Annotated in this window: 25 protein-coding genes; 12 read left to right on the top strand and 13 right to left on the bottom strand. The window is 31.2% G+C overall.

Annotated features, from left to right (window positions below; translation table 11 throughout):
* Nucleotides 1-109 precede the first annotated feature (109 nt).
* Nucleotides 110-2962, bottom strand: a complete 2853-nt coding sequence (gcvP, locus tag Q4487_RS05940; RefSeq protein WP_303540925.1) for an aminomethyl-transferring glycine dehydrogenase — start codon at nt 2960-2962, stop codon at nt 110-112.
* 134 nt (nt 2963-3096) lie between these two features.
* On the opposite strand from gcvP, the gene Q4487_RS05935 reads away from it, so the two are divergent.
* Nucleotides 3097-3936 carry a hypothetical protein gene (locus tag Q4487_RS05935; RefSeq protein WP_100893648.1) on the top strand — a complete coding sequence of 280 codons (840 nt, stop codon included), beginning with the start codon at nt 3097-3099 and terminating at the stop codon, nt 3934-3936.
* Here Q4487_RS05935 and Q4487_RS05930 read toward each other — a convergent pair.
* The gene (locus Q4487_RS05930; RefSeq protein WP_100893647.1) at nt 3913-4146 is read right to left on the bottom strand and encodes a hypothetical protein; all 234 of its coding nucleotides are present in this window, start codon (nt 4144-4146) and stop codon (nt 3913-3915) included. The genes Q4487_RS05935 and Q4487_RS05930 overlap by 24 nt on opposite strands.
* 2 nt (nt 4147-4148) lie before the next feature.
* Nucleotides 4149-4697, bottom strand: coding sequence for a sigma-70 family RNA polymerase sigma factor (locus Q4487_RS05925; protein ID WP_100893646.1), 549 nt, complete (start codon nt 4695-4697; stop codon nt 4149-4151).
* Between the two features lie 73 nt (nt 4698-4770).
* Between Q4487_RS05925 and Q4487_RS05920 the strand changes: the two genes are divergently transcribed.
* Entirely contained in the window at nt 4771-5133 is a 363-nt protein-coding gene (locus tag Q4487_RS05920) for a rhodanese-like domain-containing protein (protein WP_100893645.1), read from the top strand.
* 2 nt (nt 5134-5135) lie between these two features.
* On the opposite strand, the gene Q4487_RS05915 is transcribed toward Q4487_RS05920, so the two are convergent.
* The 6 genes from Q4487_RS05915 to Q4487_RS05890 are packed head-to-tail and all read right to left on the bottom strand — an operon-like array spanning nt 5136 to nt 8804.
* Nucleotides 5136-6023 carry a TIGR01777 family oxidoreductase gene (locus tag Q4487_RS05915; protein ID WP_303540926.1) on the bottom strand — a complete coding sequence of 296 codons (888 nt, stop codon included), beginning with the start codon at nt 6021-6023 and terminating at the stop codon, nt 5136-5138.
* A 5-nt stretch (nt 6024-6028) separates the two neighbouring features.
* The gene (locus Q4487_RS05910) at nt 6029-6427 is read right to left on the bottom strand and encodes a hypothetical protein (RefSeq protein ID WP_303540927.1); all 399 of its coding nucleotides are present in this window, start codon (nt 6425-6427) and stop codon (nt 6029-6031) included.
* A gap of 6 nt (nt 6428-6433) precedes the next feature.
* A complete protein-coding gene (locus Q4487_RS05905; protein ID WP_303540928.1) occupies nt 6434-7186 on the bottom strand; it encodes a methyltransferase domain-containing protein in 753 nt (250 codons plus the stop codon).
* Complete coding sequence (locus Q4487_RS05900; protein WP_303540929.1) at nt 7180-7914, bottom strand: DUF2071 domain-containing protein; 735 nt, start codon at nt 7912-7914, stop codon at nt 7180-7182. Before Q4487_RS05900 ends, Q4487_RS05905 begins: the two co-directional genes overlap by 7 nt.
* 1 nt (nt 7915) lies before the next feature.
* Complete coding sequence (locus Q4487_RS05895; RefSeq protein WP_303540930.1) at nt 7916-8293, bottom strand: DoxX-like family protein; 378 nt, start codon at nt 8291-8293, stop codon at nt 7916-7918.
* A 7-nt stretch (nt 8294-8300) separates the two neighbouring features.
* Nucleotides 8301-8804, bottom strand: a complete 504-nt coding sequence (locus Q4487_RS05890; RefSeq protein ID WP_303540931.1) for a GbsR/MarR family transcriptional regulator — start codon at nt 8802-8804, stop codon at nt 8301-8303.
* Nucleotides 8805-9061: 257 nt separating this feature from the next.
* Here Q4487_RS05890 and Q4487_RS05885 point away from each other — a divergent pair, with 257 nt between their 5' ends.
* The 9 genes from Q4487_RS05885 (at nt 9062) to Q4487_RS05845 (ending at nt 19938) form a co-directional block, all read left to right on the top strand.
* Nucleotides 9062-14053 carry a DUF4132 domain-containing protein gene (locus Q4487_RS05885; protein ID WP_303540932.1) on the top strand — a complete coding sequence of 1664 codons (4992 nt, stop codon included), beginning with the start codon at nt 9062-9064 and terminating at the stop codon, nt 14051-14053.
* 122 nt (nt 14054-14175) lie between these two features.
* Complete coding sequence (locus Q4487_RS05880) at nt 14176-14592, top strand: hypothetical protein (RefSeq protein ID WP_303540933.1); 417 nt, start codon at nt 14176-14178, stop codon at nt 14590-14592.
* A 40-nt stretch (nt 14593-14632) separates the two neighbouring features.
* Nucleotides 14633-15139, top strand: coding sequence for a hypothetical protein (locus Q4487_RS05875; protein ID WP_303540934.1), 507 nt, complete (start codon nt 14633-14635; stop codon nt 15137-15139).
* Nucleotides 15140-15166: 27 nt separating this feature from the next.
* The gene (locus Q4487_RS05870; protein ID WP_303540935.1) at nt 15167-15670 is read left to right on the top strand and encodes an endonuclease V; all 504 of its coding nucleotides are present in this window, start codon (nt 15167-15169) and stop codon (nt 15668-15670) included.
* 114 nt (nt 15671-15784) lie between these two features.
* Nucleotides 15785-16306 carry a hypothetical protein gene (locus tag Q4487_RS05865; protein WP_303540936.1) on the top strand — a complete coding sequence of 174 codons (522 nt, stop codon included), beginning with the start codon at nt 15785-15787 and terminating at the stop codon, nt 16304-16306.
* Between the two features lie 15 nt (nt 16307-16321).
* Nucleotides 16322-16858, top strand: a complete 537-nt coding sequence (locus tag Q4487_RS05860; protein ID WP_303540937.1) for a hypothetical protein — start codon at nt 16322-16324, stop codon at nt 16856-16858.
* 2 nt (nt 16859-16860) lie between these two features.
* Entirely contained in the window at nt 16861-17256 is a 396-nt protein-coding gene (locus Q4487_RS05855) for a hypothetical protein (protein WP_198519456.1), read from the top strand.
* A 30-nt stretch (nt 17257-17286) separates the two neighbouring features.
* Nucleotides 17287-18153 (top strand): hypothetical protein, encoded by an 867-nt coding sequence (locus tag Q4487_RS05850; protein ID WP_303540938.1) that lies wholly within the window; start codon nt 17287-17289, stop codon nt 18151-18153.
* 42 nt (nt 18154-18195) lie between these two features.
* The gene (locus tag Q4487_RS05845) at nt 18196-19938 is read left to right on the top strand and encodes a leucine-rich repeat domain-containing protein (protein ID WP_303540939.1); all 1743 of its coding nucleotides are present in this window, start codon (nt 18196-18198) and stop codon (nt 19936-19938) included.
* A 6-nt stretch (nt 19939-19944) separates the two neighbouring features.
* Here the strand turns inward: Q4487_RS05845 and Q4487_RS05840 are convergent, their stop codons facing one another.
* The 3 genes from Q4487_RS05840 to Q4487_RS05830 all read right to left on the bottom strand — a co-directional run bounded on the left by Q4487_RS05840 (nt 19945) and on the right by Q4487_RS05830 (nt 22059).
* Entirely contained in the window at nt 19945-20322 is a 378-nt protein-coding gene (locus Q4487_RS05840) for a hypothetical protein (RefSeq protein ID WP_303540940.1), read from the bottom strand.
* Between the two features lie 19 nt (nt 20323-20341).
* Nucleotides 20342-20926, bottom strand: a complete 585-nt coding sequence (locus Q4487_RS05835; protein ID WP_303540941.1) for a hypothetical protein — start codon at nt 20924-20926, stop codon at nt 20342-20344.
* A gap of 116 nt (nt 20927-21042) precedes the next feature.
* Nucleotides 21043-22059 (bottom strand): LLM class flavin-dependent oxidoreductase, encoded by a 1017-nt coding sequence (locus tag Q4487_RS05830; protein WP_303540942.1) that lies wholly within the window; start codon nt 22057-22059, stop codon nt 21043-21045.
* Nucleotides 22060-22402: 343 nt separating this feature from the next.
* Between Q4487_RS05830 and Q4487_RS05825 the strand changes: the two genes are divergently transcribed.
* Nucleotides 22403-22984: a DUF4494 domain-containing protein gene (locus tag Q4487_RS05825; protein ID WP_303540943.1), complete on the top strand. Its 582-nt coding sequence runs from the start codon at nt 22403-22405 to the stop codon at nt 22982-22984.
* An 83-nt stretch (nt 22985-23067) separates the two neighbouring features.
* Here the strand turns inward: Q4487_RS05825 and Q4487_RS05820 are convergent, their stop codons facing one another.
* Complete coding sequence (locus Q4487_RS05820) at nt 23068-25083, bottom strand: M3 family metallopeptidase (RefSeq protein ID WP_303540944.1); 2016 nt, start codon at nt 25081-25083, stop codon at nt 23068-23070.
* Between the last annotated feature and the right edge of the window lie 31 nt (nt 25084-25114).

Below are 25114 nucleotides of genomic sequence, written 5' to 3'. Positions count from 1 at the left end.
AACTATGCGTGCATAATAAATTGTATGATGTTCAAGTAAAAAAAATGATATAAAAAAAAGCCGCTTAGAAAGATCTAAGCGGCTTTAAAGTATTGTTTTTACTGTGTTTTTATGCTTCCATATAAGCTTCAATAGGAGCGCAAGTACATATTAAATTACGGTCTCCATACGCTTCATCAACACGTCTTACTCTAGGCCAAAATTTATTATCTGCAATATGCTCTAAAGGAAATGCAGCTTTTTGTCTGCTATAAGGAAAGTCCCAAACGTCATTAGTTATCATTTCTAAAGTGTGCGGAGAGTTCTTTAAAACATTATTAGGATTGTCTAAAGTAGCTTCATCAATTTCAGCTCTAATAGATAACATAGTGTCACAAAAACGGTCTAGCTCAACCAAACTTTCACTCTCAGTAGGCTCTATCATTAATGTACCAGCAACTGGGAAAGATACTGTTGGCGCATGAAAACCGTAGTCCATTAAACGCTTAGCAATATCAGTAACTTCTATTCCGTTTTGTTTAAAAGGTCTGCAATCAATAATCATTTCGTGTGCAGCTCTTCCTTTTTCTCCAGTATATAAAACATCAAACTTACCGTTTAATCTTTCTTTAATATAATTGGCATTTAAAATTGCGATAGAAGTAGATTGTTTTAAACCAGCCTCTCCTAACATAACAATATAACCGTAAGATATTAAGCAAACTAAAGAACTACCCCAAGGAGCAGAAGATATAGCAGTTATAGCTTTTTCTCCTCCTGTTTTTATTACAGGGTTACCAGGTAAAAACGGAACCAATTGTGGAGCAACACAAATAGGACCAACACCAGGACCACCACCACCGTGAGGTATGGCAAAAGTTTTGTGTAAGTTAAGGTGACAAACATCTGCGCCAATATTACCAGGGTTAGTTAAACCAACCTGTGCATTCATATTAGCACCATCCATATAAACTTGTCCGCCATTATCATGTATTAGTTGTGTAACTTCTTTAATTGAAGACTCAAAAACACCGTGCGTAGATGGGTAAGTAACCATTAATGCCGCTAAATTGTCTTTATGTAATTCGGCTTTTTCTCTTAAATCTGTAACATCTATATTTCCGTAATCGTCTGTCTTAGTAACAACCACTTTCATACCTGCCATAACTGCAGAAGCTGGGTTTGTACCGTGGGCAGAAGCAGGAATTAAACAAATGTTTCTGTGTGCTTCGTTTCTAGACTCGTGGTAAGCTCTAATTACCATTAAACCAGCATATTCTCCTTGTGCACCAGAATTTGGTTGTAAAGATGTTGCTGCAAAACCTGTAATTTCACTTAAATGATCTTCTAATCTTTTTAATAAAATTTGATATCCTTCTGCTTGATCAATTGGAGCAAATGGGTGAATATTACCCCATTGTGCAGAACTTAAAGGAAGCATTTCTGATGCCGCATTTAATTTCATTGTACAAGAACCTAAAGAAATCATAGAGTGGTTTAATGATAAATCTTTACGCTCTAATTTTTTTATGTAACGCATTAATTCTGTTTCTGAGTGATAAGAATTAAAAACTTCATTTTCTAAAAATGGAGTGTTACGTTGTAAAGTAGCAGGAATAACAGTTTGTACATCTTCTGTAAATGAAGCTGTATTTTCTACCTTATTAAGCTCAGCAAAACAAGCCACTATTGTAGCAAAATCTTTTTTAGATGTTGCTTCGTTTATAGAGATAGACACTGTAGTATCATCTATATAATTAAAGTTTATTTTTTTACTTACTGCAATTGCTTTTAAAGCACTTGCATCTTTTACTTCTACCTTAATAGTGTCAAAAAAAGCAGAGTTAAGTTGTTTAAAACCTAATTTCTCTATTGTTGTAGCAGTATTTATAGCAGTGTTATGTACTTTATTAGCAATATACTCTAAGCCTTTTGGACCGTGGTATACAGCATACATACCAGCCATAACAGCCAATAATACTTGAGCTGTACAAATGTTAGACGTTGCTTTATCTCTTTTTATATGTTGCTCTCTAGTTTGTAACGCCATACGTAGAGCAGGTTTGCCGTCTGTATCTTTAGTTACACCTATAATTCTTCCAGGAATGTTTCTTTTATAAGCTTCTTTTGTAGCAAAAAATGCAGCGTGAGGTCCACCATATCCTAACGGAATACCAAAACGTTGAGTAGTACCAACAACAACATCTACTCCAAATTCTGCAGGAGCTTTAAGTTTTACTAAACTTAATATGTCTGCAGCTACAGCAACTTTTATATTATTGTCATTACAGTTTTCTACAAAGCTAGCATAGTCATTTACTTGTCCAAATTTACCAGGGTACTGCAATAAAGCACCAAAGAAATCTGCTCCAAAGCTAAAATCTTCATGATTACCAATAACAAGTTCTATACCTATTGGTGTAGCTCGTGTTTGTAATAATGATAATGTTTGTGGTAGTATTTCTTCAGAAACAAAAAACTTAACTACATTTTCTTTTTTTTGAGGTCTGCTACGTACATCAAAAAGCATTGCCATTGCTTCTGCAGCAGCAGTACTTTCATCCAATAAAGATGCGTTTGCAAGCTCCATACCTGTTAAATCGCAAATCATTGTCTGGAAATTTAACAAAGCCTCTAAACGACCTTGAGCAATCTCTGCTTGGTATGGTGTGTAGGCAGTATACCAACCTGGATTTTCTAGAATATTTCTTTTGATAGGAGAAGGTAAAAGCCCTTCATTATATCCTAAACCAATATAAGATTTAAAAACCTTATTTTTATCAGCTAATTCCTGTAAGTGCTCTAGGTATTCGTTTTCACTTAAAGCTTCAGGTAAATTTAAGTTCTTTTTTAACTTAATATCATCTGGGATAGTTTCGTATATAAGCTGATCTAAATTTTCAACTCCAACGGTTTTAAACATCTGTTGGTAATTTTTTTCATTTATACCAATGTGTCTTGAGGCAAACAAATCTGTTCTCATATTCTAGAGTGTTTTTATAAAAAGATGCGCAAAATTAATGATTAATTTTTTTATAATTGATAAATTTTACAGTACTTCACTTAAAGTTTTTAACGATTAATTAATGTTATGAACACTTTACTTACATTTGTATAATGAAATTAGCAAAACAAATTTTTAATTTTTATCTAGATGCAAGCATTCATGTGGCTGTATCTGTGTTTTGCCTTTTAGAGATTACAGCAGTACTTTTAAATATTAATATTAATCAGAATTTAGCTTATTTCTGTTTTTTTAGTACAATTGCTTGTTACAACTTTATTAAGTATGGAGTAGAGGCAGAAAAGTATATTTTAGTAGCAAACAGATATTTTAAAAACATACAAGTGCTAAGTTTCTTGGCAATGGGTTGTGCTGTTTATTTTGCTTTCTTTTTACATAAAGATGTTTGGTTATGTATTGGAGCTTTAGGTTTATTTACAGGTTTATATGCGTTACCTGTTTTACCCAAAGCTAAAAACTTAAGAAGTTTTGGTGCTTTAAAAATATTTATGGTAGCCATTGTGTGGGCTGGTGTTACTGTTTTATTACCAGTTTTGTCTGCTAATATGAGTGTTACAACAGATGTATGGATAGAGACTTTTCAGCGTTTTTTAATTGTATTAATTTTACTGATGCCTTTTGAAATTAGAGATTTAGCTTATGATTCTCCTTCGTTAAAAACAATACCTCAAAGGTTTGGTATTATTCACACAAAATTAGCTAGTGGTATTGTTGTATTAATTTTCTTTTTTACAACTTACCTAAAAAATACAATTACCCCTTTAGATCTAATAGCAAAAGGAATTCTTTTTCTAAGTTTTGGCTTTTTAGTTTTGTATACACAAGGAAAACAAGGAAAGTATTTTGCTTCTTTTTGGGTAGAAGCTTTTCCTATATTTTGGTATGTTGTAATTTACGCTATAAATTATTTACTTGGTAACTTCTTCTTGTAGTTTTTGCTTCATCTTAATCTTTTCTTGTTCTGTTAAAGATTGCAAGTGAGCTTTTTCACAAAGTGATGTAAACTCTGTATTTCTTTTAGAGAACTGTGGACAAGTTTTGCAAATTAATAAATGAAACTTAAGGCTAATCTTTTCTAAAAAAGAAGCTTCTTTGTATTGTATTTTGTTGCAGATTTTAGCTGCTTTTTCGCAAGAAATCATAATTAAAACCAATTAGTATTTAAGCATCCCATTAAAGTTGTTCTGGCTCTATGGATTATTACCCATAGGTTAGACGCATTAATGCCAAGGTCATTACAAATATCTTCTGTACTTATTCCTTGTATTGTTTTCATTTTAAAAACCAACGCTTGTTTTTTAGGCAATTTAGCAATACATTCTTGAATTGCAAGACCTAATTCTTCATTTTCTAAGTCACTATTCTCTAGCTTACTAAAGGGGTCTGCTACTTGTTCTTCTAACCAGTCTCCGTCTGAGTCTATGTTAGAGTTGTAAGACATTCTAACCTCTGCTTTACCTTTGTTAGAGTTTATTTTACGGTAGTGGTCTATCACTTTTCGTTTTAAAATGGCAATAAGCCAAGTGCGTTCAGCAGCATCACCTTTGTAATTTTTTGCAGATTTTAGACCTGCAAAAAAAGTTTCTTGTACTAGGTCTTTAGCAATTTCAGAATCGCTTACTCTAGCTACTGCATAATTAAATAAATAATCTGCGTAGTTATCTACCCAAGTGTTAGGATTAAGGTGGTGCATTAGTTCTTGTTGATTTTTCAAATGTAGGGGATTTTAATTAAAATGTTTAATTTTGACCAAAACAATCTTTTTTATGAAATCTTTTTTTAGCGTACTTTTTTTTGCATTGGTAATTACGGCTTGTTCACAAAGTAAGTCAAAACATATCACAGAATTTTCACAGAATGATATTAAAAATGCTTTGTTAGTAGATGTACGTACTTCTGAAGAGTACGGTTTGGGTCATTTAGAAAATTCTAAAAATGTAAATGTACTTAACGATTCTTTTGTAAGTTATTTTGATAGTATACCAAAAACAAAAACTATTTACGTTTACTGTAAAAGTGGAGGAAGAAGCGCTAAAGCAGCAGCTAAATTAACAGAGTTAGGTTATAACGCTATAAATTTAGAAGGTGGTTACGATGCTGTAAAAGAAAAAAATACTGCTAAAAAGTAAGTTTATTTTAAAATATCTTTTAGGGCAGATTTTAACGTATCAAATCTAAACTCATAACCATTCTTCTTTAACTTTTCTGGGTAAACTTTCATACTATTTAAAATTAGGCTAGGTTCTGTACCAATTATAAATCCGCCAATTTTTAGCATCCATGAAAAAGCAGGTAAGCCAAAAGGTACGTTTAATGTTTGCCTAATAGTACTCATAAGTTTATTGTTAGATATTGCATCTGGTGCGGCAACAACTATTGGACCAGTAATAGCTTGGTTTTCTATGGCGTAATTAGTTATTGCAACAAAATCTTTAGTGTGTACCCAGCTAACCATTTGTTTGCCACTACCTTGTTTACCTCCTAAACCAAGTTTGGTTATTTTTTTTAAAGGAATTAATGCTCCGCCTTCTTTACCAAAAACTAAAGAAATACGTAGAGCAACTTTTCTTGTGTTGGGATTTTTTATAGCGTTAAAAGCTTTTTCCCATTCTAAGCCAACGTACAGCATAAAATCTTCTCCGTTTTCTTCTTTGTTAGGATGAGATATAGCAGCAGAAGATGCATTTAACCACACTTTTGGCGGATTTGCTACCAAATTTATGGCATTGCCTAAAGCGGTAGTAGATTCTGTTCTAGAATTTAAAATAAGGGCTTTGTTTTCTTTTGTGAATCTACAGTCTACAGATTTACCAGTTAAATTTATTAATACATCTGCATTGTTTAAACTAGTATGCCATTTGTTAATTGTTTTAGCATCCCAGTTTACGTAACTTATATTTTCTTTTCTGCGAGACTTTCCACGAGTTAAAACAACTATTTCATTGTATTTACTAGTATAAAAATCTATTAATTTATTTCCCAAAAAACCCGTTCCTCCTGCAATAACTAGTTTGCTCATACTATTTAGTTGTTAAAATATATTATAAAAAATATAGTAGATAAATATACCCAAAATCCAGAGAATATAATGTGTATTGTGGTCTCAAATTTTTTGCCTTTCCATAAGTTTTTAGAATACACAAAAAACTGAAAAAATAAACGTATTGACCAGAATACAGCAAGCCCTAATACTAGTTTATTTCCTAAGGTTGTTTTTATTAATTCTGTTGCAGATGTAACACATAGCAAACCCATTAAGAAGACTGTTAATGCAATAAAAAAAGTGTGTGTAGTCATCATTTGCCTGTTTATTAACGCCAATGGTCGTAGCTCTGTTCTCCAGTTAAAGTATTTAGGAAAAAAGATGTGTGCCAAAGCAAGAGTCATTAATAATATGCCTATAATATGTAAGTGAATTTGCATAATTCTTTATTTGCTATAGTTAAAAACCGTCATAAACGGTGTAAATTTTACTTCTTTAATTTTAGATAAGCCAGCATTTTTAAACGCATTTTGCCAAGTCTTTTTACTAAAAAAATGAGTAAAACCAATAGAAAAGGCTAAAAAATTAGGTACGTCTCTTAGGTGCTCTACCATTATAATTTTTCCTTCTGGCTTACATATCCTTTTACACTCAGTTAAAAACACTTCTTTTTCTTTATTGCATCTAATTTCGTGTGCTGCCGATAATAAAAATACAAGGTCTATACTTTGGTCTTTAAGCGGAATTTTGCTTGTTGTTATTTGCTGTGTATTTGGGTATGTTAAACTTACCTTACGTGCGCGTACTATGGCAGGTTCTGTGTGCTGTTTTTTATTATAAAAATCGAATACTTTAATGTCTGATGTAGGAAAGTTTTTTTTAAGGATAAAACTTGTTTCATCAAAACCAGCATTAATATTTACAATTTTTTTTATGCTGCTACTTTTATTTATGTGTGTTTGTAGCCATTTAAAATTGTAATAACCTGAAAAATCGTAAACGTATGCAGAAACTAGAAGCGGAGTTACTAAACCATAAACAAATAGATTAACTGTAACCCACAAGATAATAACAGGTAGTTTTAACAGTAGTATAGCGGTTATTAAAATAACTAGTATTAGTAAACCTAAAATATAAAAATGCCTGTTAAAGCTTAATATGTTACGTACTCCTTGAAATTTCTTGCGTTTTGTTACCATAATTCTAGTTTTCCTTTTTTCCAGTAATACGGAATATTAGTAATTACAAAAGCATTTGCTAAAATTGGATTTTTAAATCCGGCTTCTTTTAAAAAATTAAAGTGACATTCATTAATATGTATAGGAGAAGGTTTCCAATTTTGTCGGACACCTTCAATAACTAAAATGCTATTTTTTTCTTTATTGTACGTAAAGGTAAATGGTAATGGTCCTGCAAACCTGCGTGCCTCTTTGTAAGTGCTAAAGGGTGAGTTTTTTGGCAGGTTAATATCGTTTAAATTATTGCTATAATTAATTTTAAAGTTTGATTTTAAAGAGGTTATTTGTGTGTTTTTTTGTTCTTTTTTTATTGTAATGTCTGTTGTAGTGTAGTTGTAATGCGTAAAAATATTACCCATAAACTGCATTTTCTTTTTATTGGTTTCAGACTTTAAAATGTATAATCCTCTTAAGCGTTTACCGGCCTTATTAGTGTAAGTAACAAATATTCTATAGCCAATTAAAAAAAAGTTATTACCCATAAATTTAGGCAAACCTTTAGGTCTCAAATCTTTTGTTTGTACCATTGCAACAGCTACAAAAGCCCATTTGTCTTTAAAGGTGTCTAGCTGTAAGTGCTTAGGTATTTTATGTGCCAATTCTTCTTTAGGAATAGCAAAAGTAAGTACGGTAGAGTTTGTAAAAAACGCTTCAACCGCAAACGGATGATTTTTTAAAGATGCTACCATACTAATTCGTTTTTTTTAAGTAAAATTCATTGTAGAATATCACACAAATTAAAAGGAAAGCAAAAACTATATTGTATTTACCCCAGAGTAATAAATCTGGCACTAGAGTAAATTCTAAAATATTCATTACACCTATTATTAGCATTTGTAGTATGGCGTTTACTCTAGATTTATAACCACTAACAATCCAACCTGCCATAAAAATTTCTAATACTCCAATGCTAATAGTTAGCGGTTTTGCAAAATCTTCTCCTAAAATGAGACTTACAATTTGCTTGTGCCTTGGAACTAAGTTTAGCACTTTGCACAATAAGCCGTTGACAAGCCAAATAAGCCCAATTGCAATTGTTACCATTTTATTTAAGATGTTTTTTTGCATTGCTGGGTTAACTAAATATTTTTAAAATAGATTTTGTAATCCAATTTTGCTGTTGATTAGCCATTTTATTTAAAAGACTATCTGCAGTCTTTGTTAACTCGCACATTGCCTTTGTTTGTTTAATAAACTCATCAGTTTCTTTAGTGCCATCTGGTGCTATATTACTAATTTCATTTAAAACTTTTATGGTTGGTTGTAACTCTCTTCGGCTACGTTCTTTTGCAATTATACGAGCCAATTCTTGCACATCTTTTTCCGTTGTAAAATATTCTTTACGTTCACCAGCTTTAAACTCTTTACTCACAATTCCCCAGTCTATAAGTTGCCTTAAATTCATACTTGTGTTACCTCTAGAAATCTGTAATTCATCCATAATTTCTTCCATAGAAAGGGCATCAGTAGAAATAAATAAGAGCGACTGTATTTGAGCCATTGCTTTGTTAATTCCCCAAAGCGTACCTAAGCTGCCCCAAGTATTTATAAATTTTGATTTAGCTTCTGTGTAGTTCATCTTTTAAAAACTTAAATTCATTACAAATATATATTAAATATTTTAAACTTTCAGTAATTATTGAAAGTTTGATTATGCTGAATAGGTAGAGCACAATTTACAGTAGTAGATAAATCCCAAAATTCAGGGATAAATAATGTTTGTAGTCTTAATAATTTGCAAAAGTTTTAAGATGAAACAAAATAAGAATATAAAGACTTAGTTTATATTTAAACCATAGTAAACAAAGCCTCAATTTAGAAAAGAATAAAACCCATATGATTCCATTTGAAAAAGCACAAGCGTATATTAAAAAGTATAAAAAAGAAGAGTTAACAGACGCAGATTTTGAGCAGTTTTCATATCCATACCAAGTGCTGGGTATGATAGTGGCAGATGTGCTTAACCCACGTCAAAGGCACGAGACTGTAACTATTTTTTCTAATGTTTTTGATGATGAAACTACGGTAAATCCTTGGGCAACAGAAGAAGGTATTCGTTTAGGATCTTTTTTGTTTGGAGATATACAATCTCCTTTTTTACCAGTGTTATGGAGTATGTTTAATGCTTTGCCTTACCAAAATGGGTATAGCCGTAGAGCTTTTAGAACAAAGCCAAACACAGATCATCTATATAATAAATTAGAATATTTCAAACGTTTGTTATATGCTAATCGTAGTGGTTTTGGTTATCTGCCACTAAAAGAACAGTTTCAATACTCTACGTATTTTGATAACAGATACAGTTATTTTTTTGCCACTGTACTAGAGTTTAAAGGGGAATTGGTAGATGAAGTTGTAAACGATATTATACAGGCTGAAGATGAAATTGGTGGTATAAGTAGAGATATAATTAAAGGTTTATTGCTTACTAATAAAAAGGCAAATTGGGAGCTAGTTGCTAAATTATTATTGGCAGCACAGCGCCAAGAAGGGTTAAGGCAAACTATTTTAGAGTCTATTGATACTACTAGTTTAGGAGCTTTAAAATATATGATGAATGTAATTTTAGAGAACGATTTAACTCGTTTTAGTAGTGTAGTTAGAGCAGTAGACACTTGGTTTGGTTTTGGTTGGGAAGCTCCTAAAAAATCTACAATAAAAAGAGTTTTAGAGTTAAGTAGAGATCATATTTTAGATTTAAATAATATTGATGACTGTTTAACCAGTAATGATAATTTAGAAATTTATATTGGCCTTTGGGCTATAGGTTTAATTAATGTAGATGCTGCCAACCAAAAAGCATTAGAGCTGGTTTATAAAACAGATAGTTTAGAGAAAAAAATACTGTCTCTGTATTTTGTTAGTCAAACACAACGTACTCAGAATAGCATTGTTGATTACTATAAAAAAGAACTAGGTAATAATCCTGCTTTAGATTATTGGTTAACTATTAATTTGCCAGTTTTAGAAATAGATAATGATCTTTTTAGTCGTCTAGAAAAAATTGCAGCTAGCCTACCAAAAGATGGTAAGGTGTATGAAGGAATGGTTTTCTCTTGGCTAAATTTTACAGTTACACCAAATTATTTTTACAATTTTATAATTAAACATGCTTCAGAAGAGCAATTGCTTTTGCTGTCTAATGACATAGCAAAGTTACCATCAGAAGTTAGAGAAAGTTACATTAGAAAAGTATTTCCAGAGCATTACACTTATTCTTTTGGGTACAATTATGGAAGTAAAAAACCAGGAATGCTTATTTTATCTAAAGATGCTTGGCGCAGACAATTGGCGCACCAAGCTATTAAAGATAGGAACGAGTCTGTAATGTCTACCGGTTTAACCGTTTTTCATCATATGCCATTATTTCAAGAAGATTTAGATGTAGTGGAAGATTTATTTGGTCGTAAAAACAAAACTTTACGTTCTGGCTTAATAAAACTTTTAATTAAGCAACCAGAGGATGTTTTTAAAAATAGTACACAAAATTTAATTACAGCAAAGGCAGTAGATAAGCGTTTGGCAGCTTTAGAGATACTAACCTTAATAGAGGAAGAAGAGCAATATCCAGAATTTGTAGAAGAACAAATTAGCTTGTATAAAGAGCGACCAAAATTTACTAAAAACGAAAGTGTATTTTTAGATAAGTTTTCTAAAACTAAAATTGGATTTACATATAGTAATGGTTTTGGCGCAGTAGATTATTCTAATTTATCATCATTATACACTCCAGAGGCTAAATTTGATAATAGTAAAGGCTTTTTTGATAAACTGGGTATTTCTACAGCAAAATTTAAGTTTAGCAATTTTATAGATGAACGTAAAACAGTTGGTGCTATAAATAATTTAATAGCATTAGTTTATGAGCATAGAAATTATGAATATAAGTTAGAGGCTTATGATGGTAGTACAACCACAGCTTTATTAGCTAATACTATTCATGAAATTAAAAAATTTAGAGAAGAGATGTCTGCAGAGGAGCATTTGCATAATATACCTTTGGCAGATGTTTGGATAAAATGGTACAATGAAAGTAAATTAAACGATTTTGAGATGTATGCTGCAATAAACTACATAAATACGTTTACTGCTCCTTATGGCAATTATAAAAAGCTTGAAGATTATGTAAAGCAATACACTCCTAACTTAGAAGGCATAAAGTTAGACCCTGCAGACCGTAGTTATTACAGTACAAACGCCAGATATACTAAAATTTTAAGACGCTTATTTAGGGCTTTTGCAGATAGGCCTGCCGTGTTAAGTTTTAAATTAAGTGTTTGGGAAGATGCTATTGCAAACTTTCCAGAGAAGCTAAAAAAAGAGAAGTTTACTTATGGCGAAGGTTACAGGTATAATAATTATGATTGGGTAGATGTTATTAATGGGTTAGTAGTTGTAATAAACGAACAAGAACTTATAAAGTTTGGAGATTTAGAGCAACTAAAAAAGTATTGGGATATAAAAATGTATTTAGCAGCACAATATATAGGATATCCAAAAGTAATAGCAAACATTGAAGACATTACAGAAAAAAGAAATACCAATAGAGGATTACAGTTACCGCTTTTAGATATTTCATTGGTTTTGTATCAAAAAAACTTAATTACTAAAGATGATTTACTTTTTCAGGCACTAAACTCTCATGAGTTAATGTCTATTTTAGATGGTGCTCAAAACTACAGAATACGTAATGGTAATTTAGATGTAGACTTGGTTCCGTTTGGAGTTTTAAACGCATTAAAAACAAACATACTTTCTACAGAGTTAGAGCGTGGAGATTTAGCTACAGATGCTACAGGTTATATTTCTAGTCTATCAAAAATAGAAGGTGTAGACTATGTTTTTAAGGTGTTACAGCGTATGGGTAAAGATACTTTTGAGCGTGGTTACAGCTATTATGGAGACACAAAAAAATCTACCTTTAGTTCTATCTTAAAAAAGAGTGCATTAAAAGATACAGAAACTTATGCAGACTTTGTAGCACTTGCAGATGAAGCTAAAATTCCAAAGAAAAGATTAGTAGAACTTGCTTGCTATGCAACTCAATGGGCAGGTTTTGTTGGTGAGTATCTTGGACTAGAAAAATTAGAAGATGCTGTATGGTGGTTTCAAGCACATGCATCAGATTATATGAGTAGTGAAAAAGAAACTATAATTTCTAGATATTCTAATATTCCAAAGTCCGACTTTGCAATTGGTGCAATAGATATAGACTGGTTTAATAAAGTGTATAAAAGTATAGGCAAAGCCAATTGGAAAATATTACACGAAGCTGCCAAATATATTACAGATGGTAATGGGCACAGACAAGTAAAACTATACTCTAGTGTAATGCTTGGTGAGGTTAAAATTACAGAAACCTTAAAAAAAATTACAGAGAAAAGAGATAAAGACTATGTTAGGGCTTTAGGTTTAATTCCGTTAAGTAAAACTATTCCAGAGAAAGACTTATTAAAACGATACAACCTATTGCAAAAGTTTTTAAAAGAAAGCAAGCAATTTGGTGCTCAACGTCAAGAGAGTGAGAAAAATGCTGTAGAAATTGCGTTAGATAACCTGTCTAGAAACGCAGGTTTTCAAGACCGCGTACGCTTTAGTTGGGCTATGGAAAGTAAAGCAACTTTAGCAATAATGGAAAATGCTGTTTTAAAGTTTGATGATGCCGTTATAGAACTAGTAATTACAGACAATGGTAAAACAGATATTCTAGTCACTAAAGGTAATAAAAAACAAAAATCTATACCTGCCAAGTATAAAAAAGACAAACAAGTATTGGCCTTAAAAGAAGGCAAGTCTTACTTGTCTAAACAATATAGTAGAACTCGTTTGTCTCTAGAAAATGCAATGGTAAATGAAGACGAGTTTACCGCAGCAGAGATACACAAAATAATGCAACACCCAATTGTAAAAGTTATGCTTAGCAAATTGGTATTGTTTGCTCCAGATAAGCAAATCTCTGGTTTTTATGCAGACGGAGTGCTAACAGATACAGAAGGTAAAAGGCATATTTTAAATGAAGATGATGTTTTGGTAATTGCACATCCATCTCACCTATACAAAGCAGTTCAGTGGGATTTGTATCAAAAACACCTTTTTGCAGAGCGTTTGGTACAGCCATTTAAACAAGTATTTAGAGAGTTGTACTTGGTTACTAAAGACGAACTAGAGCTTGGGTCAAAATCAGAACGTTACCAAGGACACCAAATTCAACCACAAAAAACCGTGGCATTACTACGTGGTCGTGGTTGGACGGTTAGCCATGAAGACGGATTGCAAAAAGTGTATCATAAAAAAGGTTTTATGGCAACAATGTATGCTATGGCAGATTGGTTTTCGCCAGCAGATATAGAGGCGCCAACCTTAGAGCATATTGTGTTTTACTCCTTAGAAAACTACAAGCCAATTCCTTTAAAAGATGTGCCACCGGTGGTTTTTAGCGAAATTATGAGAGACATAGACCTTGTGGTTAGTGTTGCTCACGTTGGTGGTGTAGATCCAGAAGCTAGTCACAGCACTATGCAAATGCGTGCTGCATTAGCAACCGAATCTGCACAGCTCTTTAAACTTAAAAACATTACAGTTAAAGAGCGCCACATATTGGTTGCAGGTACTTTAGGTGAGTATAGCATACATTTAGGAAGCGGACAATTAAGTAAAAATGGCTTACAATTATCTATAATTCCTGTACACAGTCAGCACAGAGGACGTATGTTTTTACCCTTTGTAGACGATGATCCAAAATCGGCAGAAATTATCTCTAAAATGAAACTTTTGTCAGAAGACAACAAAATACAAGATCCAACAATTTTAGCACAAATAAATAGCTAATTTTAAAATTATAAGGGCGTTCCCCACTTAAGGTGGGGCGGGCTTTTGTTGCAAGTCCTCGTGCTATCGCACTGTGGGCTTTACACGCCAATCCCTAACGCACTAAAAAATAAAATGTACATATGCCACAACTAACGTTACAACTAAAAAGATTAGGCAAAAAAAAAGTAAAACAAATACCATTAACCTTAGACGCAACTCCTAATAATTTGCAAGAGTTATTGGTAGGTTGTGTAAAAAACCAAGTAGAAGCTTTTAATAAAAAGAGATTAGAGGTTAATGTGGTTGGCTTTTTAAGTCCTACAGAAATACAAGACCAAGCCCAAAGTGGTAAAGTAGATTTTGGCGATTTAGCAAATAAAGATTTAGCAGTAGAGCAAGATGCTATAGATAATGTATTACTAGCTTTTAAAGACGGACTTTTTGTTGTTTTTGTAGATGGTGATGAGGTTACTAGTTTAGATACTCCTTTACAATTAACTAAAGACAGTGTTGTAGCCTTTATACGTATGACGTTTTTAGTAGGCACTTACTGGTAGTTTATACATAATGTTAACGCATTTAATATAAAAAAATGTGATGAAAAAAATAGTTCTTCTTCTGCTTGTATTAAACTTTGGGTGTGCTAAAAACATATCTAGGGTACCTAAATCGGCAAAAATTAGTGTAAAGTACAAGGTTTTAGATGAAGAAATAAGCCCTAATAATATAAACTGCGCTTATAGAGTAGCTTCGTATTTACAAATGAAGGATAATGATTGTTCATTTAAAATAGAAGAATTTGAGTTTGATATAGAACGTAAATATGTACTTAACAGTAATGGAAGTTTAAAAGAGTATTGGATGTATTTGGCAGAAGGCCCATTAACCTATTCTATGGAGCAATTAAATGACGATCTAAAATTTAAGTCATATGAAGAACTAAATAATTTTAATATAAAAATAGCTGAAGATAGAACAGCAATTATAGATAATAATACCACCTTTAAAATTGAAAGAATTTTTAAAAAAGAAAAGCTAATTTTAATTGAAAAAGGGAACAATGAAATTTTAGAAGGAAGAAGAATTTTATACGCTTACAAGTAAACCAAATTTTAAAAAGAGATACATATTATGATTTTAGCCTTTGATACTTATTACTATAATAATAAAGCAAAAACAGTTGGTGTTAGTTTTAGTAATTGGTTAGATGATACTGTTTTAGATATAAAGGAAGAAGTTATTAAAGATGTGCCAGACTATGAGCCAGGGGCATTTTATAAAAGAGAGTTACCATGTATTTTAAGTTTACTTAAACAGTATAATTTACAAGAGGTGGAGTTAATAATAGTAGATAGTTATGTTTTATTAGATGATGAAGGTAAACTAGGTTTGGGAGGTCATTTATATAATAATTTAGATGAAAAAATTCCTATTGTAGGTGTTGCAAAATCTAGTTTTCATTTAAATAAAACAAACAGTAAACCTCTTTTAAGAGGAGACAGTATAAAGCCACTTTATATATCTGCCATAGGTATAAATTTAGATGAGGCTTATGATTTGGTAAAATCTATGCACGGTAATTACAGAATGCCAACCTTACTACAAATTTTAGATACTAAAACGAAAGAAAAATAATTATATCATTACCCTGTTTTTAGATTTTTTTAAAAAATAATACCCCTGAAAAAAGGGATTTATATAACAATGTATTGCTGTAAATTGCGGTAAATTAATTGGTGTACAATTGTTATGGTAAAATATAAAGTAGTTTTATTTTTTTTACTGGTTGTTGGGGGTGTAAAGGCGCAGCAACAACCAAAAGAAGTTTCTTTAAAAGAAATGAAACAAGTATGGACTACTTTTTTATCAGCCTTAAAAACAAAAGACACTGTAAAATTTAAACGGTTGTCTGCTTCAAAAATTAGATGTTATGCCTGTTTAGAGAATACTCCAGAAGAAGAAAAAGAACTAACTACTTTTAGAGATACAGAGGAGGATTGGTACACTGCACTTTACACTACTAAAATTTATATCCCTGTAGACCTTTTTATAGCAGAAGATTACAGCCTAATTTTTACACATAACTTTGTTGGACTTTTAGTAGAAAGCGAAACTATTTATGTAAACCACGCAATAGATGGCGTTAATTATATAGAGGTTTTAGTAACTACAACCAAGCCAACTAAGTTTCATGAAGGCGGACAGCATACATTTAGATTTGTAAAACAAAATAATACTTGGCTTTTAGACGATTTAAGTACAATTCCTTAATAATAGAAATAGAATATGGTAGAAGTAAAATCTTTAGTGATGGCTATAATTAGCTTTTTTTTACAAGGAGAAGTTCCTTTGGTGAGCACAGATACAGTGTTTTTTGTAGATGTAGAATCTAAAACAATAACTATAGAACAACATAATTTGTCTACAATTAAAGGGCAAGAAGAAGCTGCTATTGTTGGTTTAGAATTAGCTATGAAACAAACATCGCTAGACGATTCTTTGCAACGTTTTAGATTAGTGTCTAAAGATGTTTTTACAGTGGATAATAAGCTTAATGCAACCATAAAATTAAGTTACAATTCTATAAAAGACATTACCTCTTTGGGTTTTAATTTAAATACAGATGGTACGTATGCCTATTATAAAAATAATACAATAGAGTTACTAGCAGATAATGGAGTAGAAGAGGAGCGTCAATTCAACTTTAAAGCAGATCAAAATATAAAGTTTAAAGTAATGCCAATTTTACATAAAGATATTAAACTAATTTCTTTAACTACAGCTTGGGCTAAAGCACAACAAAAAATGAATAAAAATGAATAAAAATGAATAAAGAAGAAAATCAGCTTAATGAACTACAAAAAATATCAGAAACAAAGCTTAAAGAGGTGTTAGATGAGTACCTAAATTTTATGTCTAGTGCAAAGTACCTTCGCTATGTTTTGTTGCTTTTTGGAGCATTGGTGCTGTTATACAATGTATTTATAGCAGGCAAATCATATTCTTACTCAGATTATAACACTATAAAAACAGTAGTAATTTTAATATGCTGCATATTTATAACGGCATTATTGGTTTTTGCAGGTATTTATTTTACTAAACAAGTAAAAGTAAAAGGGAAATTAAAAGAAATAGCAGAGTATCATAATCTAGACTTTAAAAAGGTACGTAAAGAGTTTAATCTATATGTAAAAGACACCTTAGGCGGATATCCTGTATAAAATAACTATAACCATAAAAACACTAAACTTATGAAAAATTACGCTTTACAATTAGTAGCAGTATGCTCAATTATTATAATTACGTCATGTAACTTTAATAAAGATTCTAATATAGGTCTAACCAATAAAAATGAAGGTCTAAGTGCGTCTAGAGTAGCTGTTACTGTAGATGATGAACCATTAGAAGAACCTATATTAGTCTACGGTAAAACTTTGGTAACTACTTTTAAAGAAATAGAAGGGTTTACAGAAGAAAACGGAAAATATTACCCAAATTTAGCAGTAGCTGTAGTTTCTAAAAAAGGAGATACAGTTTTAAAATACCCTAGTTTGTTGCAAAATTCTAAAATAGGGTTAAATACAGATATGAAGGATTTAGTAGGGCGAATAAGTTTTGCTAACCCTATTTTATCTAGCAATAGTTATGATGTTATTTATACATTAACAGACTTAAAAGGCAATGGTGTGTTAACTTCTTCAATGGAAATTGAACTTGTTAAGGATCCGGATATTAGCATTAATGCAGATAAATTAAGCTATAAAGAGTGTTATTTGTTCTCTACAGAGCGTAAGTCTGTGATTACCAATAGAAAAGTTGGGTTTAATGATAAAATGTTGTTTATATTTGAGGGCCTAAAAGGATTTACTATAAAAGACGGTACTATAGAAATAGGAATGACAATGCTTGTTAAAGATGATGATGAGCGTATTATACTAGACCAAACAGATCTATTTTTAAACCAAAAATTAGCACCAGAATTAGTAGAGCAATCTATACAGGCTTCTTTAATAACAACAAAAGGAGCTATTAGTAATCCTGTAAAGTGGCAAGTGAAAATTTGGGATAAAAATAGTGATGCAGAATTTACAGCAGAAACCTTTTTAGAGGTGGAGTAGTTTTTTTGTGTTGCGCAGAATTAAATTAAACACAACTAACCATTGGAAGAATTAATTTTAGATGCATTATTTCAAGACTTTAAAGAGAGAGAAGTTTTGAAAGTGTCACCTTTTGGAGATATTTTTTTTAAAGAAGATGATTTAAAAGGAGGAGAGGTCTATTCCGTTTGTCAAATTTTACCCCCAAGAAGACAAGCAAATAATCCGGCACAAAAAGGAGAATTTGTATTTTTATGTCAAATAATTGCTTTTGACGAATCTACTTTTCAACAGTTTTTAACAGCAAGAAAAAAATCTTTTTTTAAACGTAGCGCTCCAGAACAAATTCAGAATTTATACGAAGCGGTATTTACTAGATTTGGTTTGCGTTTAGAGCTTAAAAAAAGATTAGGAAAAACAACCAAAAGTGAAGTTTATGGGTATTGTACTTACGACCCGTATAACAGTGCAAATCCTTTGGCAGAAAAAATAGATCAGTCAATATACCATAAGGAAGTTTTAAGGTATATAGAGAATCATCCACGTACTTATTATTCAGATATTTGGGAGTTAAATAGTGAAAATGATTTTGGGCCAGCAACACAAAAATTGTATTATGGTTATGGTTTTGAGCTACCACATGGTATTTTTACTTGCTCTAATCTTAAGTGTTTGGCAGTATCTAACCAAACTGTACAAGATTTATACCCGGGAATATTAAAATTAAAATCGTTAAATGAGCTTACCTTGCGTAATGTAAGCTTAATAGCTCCAGATCTCATAAATAAATTATATAAGTTTAACTACTTAGTTTCTTTAACTATATCTAGAGACGGAGATTATTATAGTGTTCCTTTAAGTGGCTTACCTCCTAATCTAGAGAAAATAAAAAGTTTAAAATATCTAAATTTTTCAGGTAATAAAAGTCCTCTATGGTCTTCTGTTGTAAAAATTACAGGCTTAAAAAGTCTTAATTTATCAAACACATCTTTAAGTAGAATATCATCAAGAATAAAATACTTAAATCAATTAGAGGAGTTAGATCTATCAAATAATAGAATAGAAGAACTACCAGAGAGTTTGGTTACTTTAAAAAGACTAAAAATACTTAGGTTAAATAAAAATCCGCTTTTAGAATTGCCTAGTTGGTTAAATAAAATGAAGCAATTAGAAATTTTGGATGTTAGTGAAACAAATATTTCTACTGTACCAGAAAACTTATCTAATTTAATTAATTTAAAAGAGCTTAATTTAAAAAAGAATGTATTTAAAGAGTTGCCAACAACATTAAATAAAATACCATCTAATGTGTTGCAATTAGAATTAAAAAACCAGGCATTATTTAATTATGAGGTAAAGTTAAAGCTAGAGCAATTGCCAGAGGGTGATTGTTATTTTGAGTCCGACTTTAATTTTAAATTAATGATAATAAATAAGTTAATGTATGTAGATGAGGTTTTGTACCCAAAATTTAACGTACACTTTTTTGTAAAAAATTACAAAGACCGTAAAATTGATATTGAGGAAGAAGGATATCAAATAATACCAGAAGTTGCTGCTTATTTTAAAAAATTACCAATTCCGTCTTCTTTATTACCAGATATTAAAGCTTTGGAGCCAGATGGTGGAGATGAAATATACGGTCAGTTAATTCCTTTTTGGAGCGGAGAAGACGATTGTTTTGATGTAAAATCTATTGAAGATATTAAGTATTTGCCCAGCTTAGAAATAACTAATTCTATGAATTTTTCAGAAGATTTGGTAGCACAAATAAAAGCTATGAATATAAAAGTTATACCGTATTAATTTTATTTAAAGAGAAACCAAACACTCTAACGGATACCATTTATTGTTCTTTTGTTTGTAATAAACGGTTATAAAACTACCATTACATATTTTAAAGCTAACCTCGCGTATTTTAATATTTGTAATATCGCTGGCATGTTTAAAATGTTTAGTTATTGTTTTGTTGGTTAAAATAGATTGTAGCTCTTTTAATTGCAAAGAATAGTTGTATTGCTCAAAAATATTTCCAATTTTTTTTACTGCTTTATTGCAAGTATATTTTTGTAACATTTTTGTTTCTTTTTTTACCTTCTTATAGCAGTTTATGGAATTATTTTGCTGAGCAATTGAAGAATGATAAATGAAAAACGGAATAAGTATAAATAAAATTTGTAAGTGTTTCATTTGATTGGTTTAAGTTTTGTTATGCGCTACAATCTGTAGTTACACGGTCTATTAAAGTTAATATCCATTTGTCATCAATATAACTTAGAAAAAATATTAAATCTTCATTATTGTCATCAACTAAAACAATTCTATAGCTATTTTTTTCTAAATCTAAAGCACGTTTTAGTTCTTTAGCGTATGTTTCAGAAGTTAGTTCATACTTTAAATTTTTAACTGTATTAGTAAAGAGAGTACTTTTTTGTATCGTATCACAAAACAACCCTTTTTTAGACCAGCTATAAGTGTTACAATCAAATTTAGGAGGTTTGCTGTAACTTATTTTGGTGCTAGATATGGGTTCTGTGTACGGCAGGTAATTAGGTATGGGGTTTTTAAAGTTAATAGAATTTATGGTCCTGTAATTATCTAAAGCACCATACCTAACAAGTACAGTAATTCCATTTTCTTTAGAGGTGTAGTTATTTATAATTTTAGCATTTTTATCTTTAAACGCTACAACAATATTGGTAATTGTTTCTTCTAGTAGAACTTTATTATTCTGAGCACTATTTTGTAAACATAAAAAAGAGAATAGTATTAAAAGTAGATGTCTAAATTTCATTCTGTTGAGTTCATTTTAAAACAAAAATAAAGCAACTTCTAAGATCTATACACACGGATTACCGTGAAATTACAAATCCAAAAAATTGCTTTATCAAAACAAAAAAAAACTTACTTTTATTCCTTTTCTAAATTTATTTCATTCATTATTTCTGAAAATAATTTATATGATTTTATGCGGTCTTTATGATCGTAAATGTTTGTTACCGCAATAAGCTCATCAACCTGAGTTTGTTCTAAAAATTCTTTTACCTGCTTTTTTACAGTTGTTTTACTTCCTATAAAAGAATATTTTAACATTTGGTCTACAGCAGGGTGTTTAAAAAGTTCACGCAAATCATCTGTCATTTCTACTGGCGGTAACATAAAATCTCTTTGGTTGGTAAGTAGGCCAACTATAATTTTAAGTAATGATGTAGATATTTTTTCAGCTTCCTCATCAGTATCAGCTACAATAACATTTACACCAGCCATAGTGTATGGTTTATCTAAATAACTAGACGGTACAAATTCTTCATTGTAAATTTTAAGTGCTTCATGAAGCTTTGCTGTAGCAAAATGACTAGCAAATGCGTATGGCAAGCCTTTTTTAGATGATAAATGTGCACTGTCTGTACTAGAACCTAAAATATATAATGGCACATCTACACCCTCTGCAACTGTTGCTCTTACTTTAGAGTTTTTGTTTTCTGCAGAAAAATACTGTTGTATTTGTACAACTTCTTCTGGGAACGAGTGTGCTGCCTGTGTGTGGTTTGCTCTAATAGCGTGTGCCGTTTCTGGGTCTGTTCCTGGAGCTCTACCTAAACCTAAATCTATACGGTTAGCATATAAACTACCTAATGTGCCAAATTGTTCGGCAATAATTAAAGGGGAGTGGTTGGGTAGCATAATACCACCAGAACCAACACGTATTGTTTTTGTGTTTTCTGCAACTTTACCTATTAATATTGCGGTTGCAGAACTAGCTATTGTTATAGAGTTATGATGCTCTGCTAGCCAAAAACGCTTGTAACCAAATTTTTCTGCATTTTGTGCAAGGTCTACACTATTATTAAACGTGGTTTGTAAAGAACTACCTTTAGATACAATTGCGAGTTCTAAAACCGAATATGCTATTTTTTTTAATGACATTTTTTTAATTTTTTGCTGCTATTTTAAGAAAGTAACAGTTTTTGGACTTTATTTTGTCGTACTAAAGACCTATTAATTACACGTGCTTAGCGGCGTGTAAATTATGAGCTACAAAAATACAATTAAGCGGTAAATAACACGGCTATTTTAAGATGTGTTATGATTTATTTAAGTGAAGTTTAGGAGTTAAAAAATAGATTAATATTAGAAGTTTTAAATTCAACTACCTTGTTATAAGTGTGCTATGTTTTTTAATTTTAAATTGTGAATATCTATTTTTATAATAGCAGTCTAATTTTTTATGTAACGGTTATATTTGGCTTCCCAAAAAACAGGAAAAATTATGAGCGCAACTTGGTACGAATGCAAGGTAAAATATAGAAAAATGAGCGACACCGGAGCTCAAAAAGTAACAACAGAACCTTATTTGGTAGATGCTATTTCTTATACGGAGGCAGAAACTAGAATTAATGAGGAGATGAAAGCTTATATTAGTGATGAGTTTAAAATAACAAACATTAAGGTTGCTAATTTTGCAGAAATTCATCCTTTTGAAAATACAGATCGTTGGTTTAAAAGTAAAGTTTCTTTAATTGCTTTTGATGAAGAAAGTGGTAAAGAGCGTAAAACAAATATGTACTTATTAGTACAAGCTAACGATGTTAAAGAAGCATATGATAATACCGTTGCTGTAATGAAAGATACTATGGGAGATTATACCATACCAGCTATTACAGAGTCACCAATTATGGATGTTTTTCCTTATTTCTCTGGTGAAGAAGGTGAGTTAGATCGTATTCATAAATTTAACGAAATAAAAGATTCTGTTCCTGAGGTAGAAGAAACAGAAGAGGCTAAAGAAATTTTAGAGGATGAAGCGTTATCGCTTGTTAGTGCAGAGGTAGATTTAGATGAAGAAGAATAGAGAGTAAGTACTCTTACGAAAATAAAAACCAGGATAATAAGTAAATTATTATCCTGGTTTTTATGTTTAAATTTTATTGTAATCTACAATAATCCCGCTCTTTCTAGTAAAGCTTCAACTTTTGGTTCTGCACCTCTAAAACGTTTGTATAAAACCATTGGGTTTTCTGTACCTCCTTTAGATAATACATTATCTTTAAATTTAGTAGCTACGTCTTTGTTAAAAATTCCTTCTTCTTTAAAGTAAGCAAACGCGTCTGCATCTAAAACTTCTGCCCATTTATAACTGTAATAACCAGAAGAATATCCTCCCTGAAAAATATGAGAAAAGGCAGTGCTCATACAAGTTTCTGCTGTGCTAGGGTATAAATCTGTGCCTGTAAAAGCCTTATCTTCTTGTGCTTTAACATCTGTAAATTTTGTTGGGTCTACACCGTGCCAAGACATATCTAATAAACCAAAACTTAATTGGCGTAAGGTTTGCATACCTTCTTGAAAAGTAGCAGATTCTTTTATTTTTTGTACCAACTCCATAGGTATAACTTCTCCTGTTTGGTAATGTGTTGCAAAAAGTTCTAAAGCTTCTTTCTCATAACACCAGTTTTCTAAAACCTGACTTGGTAATTCTACAAAGTCCCAGTAAACAGATGTGCCAGATAAACTTGGGTACGTAGTGTTTGCTAACATACCGTGTAAACCGTGACCAAATTCATGAAACAATGTTGTAACCTCGTTAAAAGTTAACAATGATGGTTTAGTGTCTGTAGGTTTTGTAAAATTACATACGTTAGATATATGCGGACGAACGTTTACACCGTCTTTTATATATTGTGGTTTGTAAGATGTCATCCAAGCGCCACCACGCTTGCCAGCTCTTGGGTGAAAATCTGCGTAGAATAAAGAGACAAAAGTATGATCTGCGTCATACACCTCGTATGTTTTTACATCTTCATGGTATTTGTCTACATTGTTAACTTCTTTAAACTGTAAACCAAATAATTTCTCTGCTACTTTAAAAACACCAGCAATTACATTTTCTAGTTTAAAATAAGGTTTTAGTATTTCATCATCTAAGCTAAAAAGTTTTTGCTTTAGTTTTTCAGAATAATACGCACCATCCCATTTTTGTAATTGGTCTATACCATCCAATTCCTTAGCAAAATCTTCTAGCTGTTTAAACTCGCGTTCAGCAGCTGGTTTTGCTTTTTCTAATAATTCATTTAAAAAAGAATGTACTTTTTCTGGCGTTTCTGCCATACGTTCTTCTAACACAAAATTAGCGTGTGTTGCATAGCCAAGTAAGTTGGCACGCTCGTGGCGTAATTTTGCTATTTTTAATACATTTTCCTGGTTGTCTAACTCATCACCTTTAAACGCTTTACTACCAAATGCTAATGATAATTTTTTACGAAGCTCTCTATTTTTAGCATACTTCATAAAAGGTATATAGCTAGGATAATCCAATGTTATTAACCAACCATCTAAATCTTTAGATTTTGCTAGTTGTGCTGCAGCTTCTTTTTCACCTTCTGGCAAACCATCTAAATCTGCTTCATTAGTTAAATGCATTTTAAATTTATTGGTTTCTGCCAATACATTTTCTCCAAACTTTAGTTTTAGTTTAGACAATTCTGCATCTATTTCTCTAAGTCTAGTTTTTTTATCCTTAGCAAGGTTTGCTCCATTTCTACTAAATCCTTTGTATCTTTTGTCTAACAATGTTTGTTGTTCTACAGTAAGGTCTAAACTGTCTTTTTGCTCATAAACGGTTTTAACTCTTTTAAATAAAGCCTCGTTTAAAGTAATATCATTACCAAACTCAGATAATAAAGGAGAAACTTCCTGTGCTATTTTTTGTATTTCTTCATTTGTTTCCGCAGAATTTAAATTAAAAAATACACTAGAAATACGGTCTAACTGCTCACCAGCAAAATCTAAAGCCTCAATAGTATTTTTAAATGTAGGAGCGTTAGTATTATTTGTTATAGCATCTATTTCTGCTCTTGCATCTGCCATAGCTTTTGTAAAAGCAGGCATAAAATGCTCGTTTTCAATTTGAGAAAACGGTGCAGTATCAAAATGGGATAATAATGGATTCATTTTTTAATATTTTAAGATATTACGGTAATGA

Origin of the sequence: Cellulophaga sp. 3_MG-2023 (genome assembly GCF_030546975.1) — a bacterium.
Taxonomy (GTDB): Bacteria; Bacteroidota; Bacteroidia; order Flavobacteriales; family Flavobacteriaceae; genus Cellulophaga.
The sequence above is the reverse complement of the archived record's forward strand: the minus strand, read 5'-3'. Positions and strand labels throughout refer to the sequence as shown.

Bases quoted from the DNA above. Each gene is read 5' to 3' on its own strand.
- gcvP (WP_303540925.1), bottom strand. From the start codon at position 2,962: ATGAGAACAGATTTGTTTGCCTCAAGACACATTGGTATAAATGAAAAA.
- Q4487_RS05935 (WP_100893648.1), top strand. From the start codon at position 3,097: ATGAAATTAGCAAAACAAATTTTTAATTTTTATCTAGATGCAAGCATT.
- Q4487_RS05930 (WP_100893647.1), bottom strand. From the start codon at position 4,146: ATGATTTCTTGCGAAAAAGCAGCTAAAATCTGCAACAAAATACAATAC.
- Q4487_RS05925 (WP_100893646.1), bottom strand. From the start codon at position 4,697: ATGCACCACCTTAATCCTAACACTTGGGTAGATAACTACGCAGATTAT.
- Q4487_RS05920 (WP_100893645.1), top strand. From the start codon at position 4,771: ATGAAATCTTTTTTTAGCGTACTTTTTTTTGCATTGGTAATTACGGCT.
- Q4487_RS05915 (WP_303540926.1), bottom strand. From the start codon at position 6,023: ATGAGCAAACTAGTTATTGCAGGAGGAACGGGTTTTTTGGGAAATAAA.
- Q4487_RS05910 (WP_303540927.1), bottom strand. From the start codon at position 6,427: ATGCAAATTCACTTACATATTATAGGCATATTATTAATGACTCTTGCT.
- Q4487_RS05905 (WP_303540928.1), bottom strand. From the start codon at position 7,186: ATGGTAACAAAACGCAAGAAATTTCAAGGAGTACGTAACATATTAAGC.
- Q4487_RS05900 (WP_303540929.1), bottom strand. From the start codon at position 7,914: ATGGTAGCATCTTTAAAAAATCATCCGTTTGCGGTTGAAGCGTTTTTT.
- Q4487_RS05895 (WP_303540930.1), bottom strand. From the start codon at position 8,293: ATGCAAAAAAACATCTTAAATAAAATGGTAACAATTGCAATTGGGCTT.
- Q4487_RS05890 (WP_303540931.1), bottom strand. From the start codon at position 8,804: ATGAACTACACAGAAGCTAAATCAAAATTTATAAATACTTGGGGCAGC.
- Q4487_RS05885 (WP_303540932.1), top strand. From the start codon at position 9,062: ATGATTCCATTTGAAAAAGCACAAGCGTATATTAAAAAGTATAAAAAA.
- Q4487_RS05880 (WP_303540933.1), top strand. From the start codon at position 14,176: ATGCCACAACTAACGTTACAACTAAAAAGATTAGGCAAAAAAAAAGTA.
- Q4487_RS05875 (WP_303540934.1), top strand. From the start codon at position 14,633: ATGAAAAAAATAGTTCTTCTTCTGCTTGTATTAAACTTTGGGTGTGCT.
- Q4487_RS05870 (WP_303540935.1), top strand. From the start codon at position 15,167: ATGATTTTAGCCTTTGATACTTATTACTATAATAATAAAGCAAAAACA.
- Q4487_RS05865 (WP_303540936.1), top strand. From the start codon at position 15,785: ATGGTAAAATATAAAGTAGTTTTATTTTTTTTACTGGTTGTTGGGGGT.
- Q4487_RS05860 (WP_303540937.1), top strand. From the start codon at position 16,322: ATGGTAGAAGTAAAATCTTTAGTGATGGCTATAATTAGCTTTTTTTTA.
- Q4487_RS05855 (WP_198519456.1), top strand. From the start codon at position 16,861: ATGAATAAAGAAGAAAATCAGCTTAATGAACTACAAAAAATATCAGAA.
- Q4487_RS05850 (WP_303540938.1), top strand. From the start codon at position 17,287: ATGAAAAATTACGCTTTACAATTAGTAGCAGTATGCTCAATTATTATA.
- Q4487_RS05840 (WP_303540940.1), bottom strand. From the start codon at position 20,322: ATGAAACACTTACAAATTTTATTTATACTTATTCCGTTTTTCATTTAT.
- Q4487_RS05835 (WP_303540941.1), bottom strand. From the start codon at position 20,926: ATGAAATTTAGACATCTACTTTTAATACTATTCTCTTTTTTATGTTTA.
- Q4487_RS05830 (WP_303540942.1), bottom strand. From the start codon at position 22,059: ATGTCATTAAAAAAAATAGCATATTCGGTTTTAGAACTCGCAATTGTA.
- Q4487_RS05825 (WP_303540943.1), top strand. From the start codon at position 22,403: ATGAGCGCAACTTGGTACGAATGCAAGGTAAAATATAGAAAAATGAGC.
- Q4487_RS05820 (WP_303540944.1), bottom strand. From the start codon at position 25,083: ATGAATCCATTATTATCCCATTTTGATACTGCACCGTTTTCTCAAATT.